Source organism: Streptomyces tibetensis (assembly GCF_007655005.1).
Classification (GTDB): domain Bacteria; phylum Actinomycetota; class Actinomycetes; order Streptomycetales; family Streptomycetaceae; genus Streptomyces; species Streptomyces tibetensis.
This window is the reverse complement of the sequence record NZ_SZVW01000045.1, coordinates 1-4,188: the sequence shown is the minus strand read 5'-3', so window position 1 is coordinate 4,188 and position 4,188 is coordinate 1. Positions and strand designations below refer to the sequence as shown.

The 4,188-nt window shown below is 57.4% G+C and carries 2 rRNA genes; both read left to right on the top strand.

The features are described from left to right. Nucleotides 1-1,098 (top strand): 16S ribosomal RNA (locus FDO69_RS40755); the annotation flags it as partial. A gap of 733 nt (nucleotides 1,099-1,831) precedes the next feature. Next, nucleotides 1,832-4,188, top strand: a 23S ribosomal RNA gene (locus FDO69_RS40750); the annotation flags it as partial.

Here is a 4,188-nt window from a genome sequence, read left to right as displayed (position 1 = left end):
AACCCCGGGTCTGCAGTCGATACGGGCAGGCTAGAGTTCGGTAGGGGAGATCGGAATTCCTGGTGTAGCGGTGAAATGCGCAGATATCAGGAGGAACACCGGTGGCGAAGGCGGATCTCTGGGCCGATACTGACGCTGAGGAGCGAAAGCGTGGGGAGCGAACAGGATTAGATACCCTGGTAGTCCACGCCGTAAACGGTGGGCACTAGGTGTGGGCAACATTCCACGTTGTCCGTGCCGCAGCTAACGCATTAAGTGCCCCGCCTGGGGAGTACGGCCGCAAGGCTAAAACTCAAAGGAATTGACGGGGGCCCGCACAAGCGGCGGAGCATGTGGCTTAATTCGACGCAACGCGAAGAACCTTACCAAGGCTTGACATACACCGGAAAGCATTAGAGATAGTGCCCCCCTTGTGGTCGGTGTACAGGTGGTGCATGGCTGTCGTCAGCTCGTGTCGTGAGATGTTGGGTTAAGTCCCGCTACGAACGCAACCCTTGTCCCGTGTTGCCAGCAGGCCCTTGTGGTGCTAGGGACTCACGGGAGACCGCCGGGGTCAACTCGGCGGAAGGTGGGGACGACGTCAAGTCATCATGCCCCGTATGTCTTGGGCTGCACACGTGCTACAATGGCCGGGACAATGAGCTGCGATACCGCGAGGTGGAGCGAATCGCAAAAAGCCGGTCTCAGTTCGGATTGGGGTCTGCAACTCGACCCCATGAAGTCGGAGTCGCTAGTAATCGCAGATCAGCATCATCATGCCCCTTATGTCTTGGGCTGCACACGTGCTACAATGGCCGGTACAATGAGCTGCGATACCGCGAGGTGGAGCGAATCTCAAAAAGCCGGTCTCAGTTCGGATTGGGGTCTGCAACTCGACCCCATGAAGTCGGAGTCGCTAGTAATCGCAGATCAGCATTGCTGCGGTGAATACGTTCCCGGGCCTTGTACACACCGCCCGTCACGTCACGAAAGTCGGTAACACCCGAAGCCGGTGGCCCAACCCCTTGTGGGAGGGAGCTGTCGAAGGTGGGACTGGCGATTGGGACGAAGTCGTAACAAGGTAGCCGTACCGGAAGGTGCGGCTGGATCACCTCCTTTCTAAGGAGCACTTCTTAACCGGGCTTGCCTGGTAAGGTAGCCGTACCGGAAGGTGCGGCTGGATCACCTCCTTTCTAAGGAGCACTTCTTACCGAGTCCTTCGGGACGAGGTCAGAGGCCAGTACATCAGCGAATGTCTGATGCTGGTTGCTCATGGGTGGAACGTTGACTATTCGGCCAGGACCTCGGGTCGGAGGCTGCTAGTACTGCTCGTAAGAGTGTGGAACGCATGATCTCCGGACGGGACTTGGCGTGTGTCGGGCACGCTGTTGGGTGTCTGAGGGAATGAACTTCCTCAGTCGCCGGCCCCGGTGAAGCATCACGGAAGTGGTGTGTGACGGGTGGCTGGTCGTTGTTTGAGAACTGCACAGTGGACGCGAGCATCTGTGGCCAAGTTTTTAAGGGCGCACGGTGGATGCCTTGGCACCAGGAACCGATGAAGGACGTGGGAGGCCACGATAGGTTCAGAGGCCAGTACATCAGCGAATGTCTGATGCTGGTTGCTCATGGGTGGAACGTTGACTATTCGGCATACTTGATCGTCTTCTCCTTCTAGTACTGCTCTTCGGAGTGTGGAACGTTGAGGGGAGCGGGGAGTGTGTCGGGCACGCTGTTGGGTGTCTGAGGGAATGAACTTCCTCAGTCGCCGGCCCCAGTGAACTCGCCTGTTGAAGGTGGGGTGATGGGTGGCTGGTCGTTGTTTGAGAACTGCACAGTGGACGCGAGCATCTGTGGCCAAGTTTTTAAGGGCGCACGGTGGATGCCTTGGCACCAGGAACCGATGAAGGACGTGGGAGGCCACGATAGTCCCCGGGGAGTCGTCAACCAGGCTTTGATCCGGGGGTTTCCGAATGGGGAAACCCGGCAGTCGTCATGGGCTGTCACCCATACCTGAACACATAGGGTATGTGGAGGGAACGCGGGGAAGTGAAACATCTCAGTACCCGCAGGAAGAGAAAACAACCGTGATTCCGGGAGTAGTGGCGAGCGAAACCGGATGAGGCCAAACCGTATACGTGTGAGACCCGGCAGGGGCTGCGTCTGCGGGGTTGTGGGATCTCTCTTTTACGGTCTGCCGGCCGGGAGACGAGTCAGAAACCGGTGATGTAGGCGAAGGACATGCGAAAGGTCCGGCGTAGAGAGTAAGACCCCCGTAGTCGAAACATCAGCGGCTCGTTTGAGAGACACCCAAGTAGCACGGGGCCCGAGAAATCCCGTGTGAATCTGGCGGGACCACCCGCTAAGCCTAAATATTCCCTGGTGACCGATAGCGGATAGTACCGTGAGGGAATGGTGAAAAGTACCGCGGGAGCGGAGTGAAATAGTACCTGAAACCGTGTGCCTACAAGCCGTGGGAGCGTCGGGCAAGCACTTGTGCTTGCGGGAGCGGAGTGAAATAGTACCTGAAACCGTGTGCCTACAAGCCGTGGGAGCGTCGGATACGTGCTTGCACGTATCTCGTGACTGCGTGCCTTTTGAAGAATGAGCCTGCGAGTTTGCGGTGTGTTGCGAGGTTAACCCGTGTGGGGAAGCCGTAGCGAAAGCGAGTCCGAATAGGGCGTTTCAGTAGCACGCTCAAGACCCGAAGCGGAGTGATCTAGCCATGGGCAGGTTGAAGCGGAGGTAAGACTTCGTGGAGGACCGAACCCACCAGGGTTGAAAACCCGGGGGATGACCTGTGGTTAGGGGTGAACGGCCAATCACACTCCGTGATAGCTGGTTCTCCCCGAAATGCATTTAGGTGCAGCGTCGTGTGTTTCTTGCCGGAGGTAGAGTACTGGATAGGCGATGGGCCCTACCGGGTTACTGACCTTAGCCAACCTCCGAATGCCGGTAAGTGAGAGCGCGGCAGTGAGACTGTGGGGGATAAGCTCCATGGTCGAGAGGGAAACAGCCCAGAGCATCGACTAAGGCCCCTAAGCGTACGCTAAGTGGGAAAGGATGTGGAGTCGCACAGACAACCAGGAGGTTGGCTTAGAAGCAGCCACCCTTGAAAGAGTGCGTAATAGCTCACTGGTCTAGTGATTCCGCGCCGACAATGTAGCGGGGCTCAAGCGTACCGCCGAAGTCGTGTCATTCACACAATAGGGCCAACGCCTGTGTGGATGGGTAGGGGAGCGTCGTGTGCCGGGTGAAGCAGCCGCGGTAGCGAGTTGGGGACGGTTCACGAGTGAGAATGCAGGCATGAGTAGCGATGCAAACGTGAGAAACGTTTGCGCCGATTGACTAAGGGTTCCTGGGTCAAGCTGGTCTGTCCAGGGTAAGTCGGGACCTAAGGCGAGGCCGACAGGCGTAGTCGATGGATAACCGGTTGATATTCCGGTACCCGCTGTGAAGCGTCAAACATCGAGCATCGTGATGCTAAGGCCGTGAAGCCGTTCCGGACCCTTCGGGGAAAGGAAAGTGGTGGAGCCGCCGAACCAAGCGGTTAGTAGGTGAGTGATGGGGTGACGCAGGAAGGTAGTCCATCCCGGGCGGTGGTTGTCCCGGGGTAAGGGTGTAGGACGTCAGGTAGGTAAATCCGCCTGGCAATAGTCTGAGACCTGATGCCGAGCCGATTGTGGTGAAGTGGATGATCCTATGCTGTCGAGAAAAGCCTCTAGCGAGTTTCATGGCGGCCCGTACCCTAAACCGACTCAGGTGGTCAGGTAGAGAATACCGAGGCGTTCGGGTGAACTATGGTTAAGGAACTCGGCAAAATGCCCCCGTAACTTCGGGAGAAGGGGGGCCACGCTTGGTGATCCGGTTTACACGGTGAGCTGGGGGTGGCCGCAGAGACCAGTGAGAAGCGACTGTTTACTAAAAACACAGGTCCGTGCGCAGCCGTAAGGCGATGTATACGGACTGACGCCTGCCCGGCGCTGGAACGTGAAGGGGACCGGTTAGCTCTGATTCGTCAGGGCGAAGCTGAGAACTTAAGCGCCAGTAAACGGCGGTGGTAACTATAACCATCCTAAGGTAGCGAAATTCCTTGTCGGGTAAGTTCCGACCTGCACGAATGGCGTAACGACTTCTCGACTGTCTCAACCATAGGCCCGGTGAAATTGCACTACGAGTAAAGATGCTCGTTTCGCGCAGCAGGACGGAAAG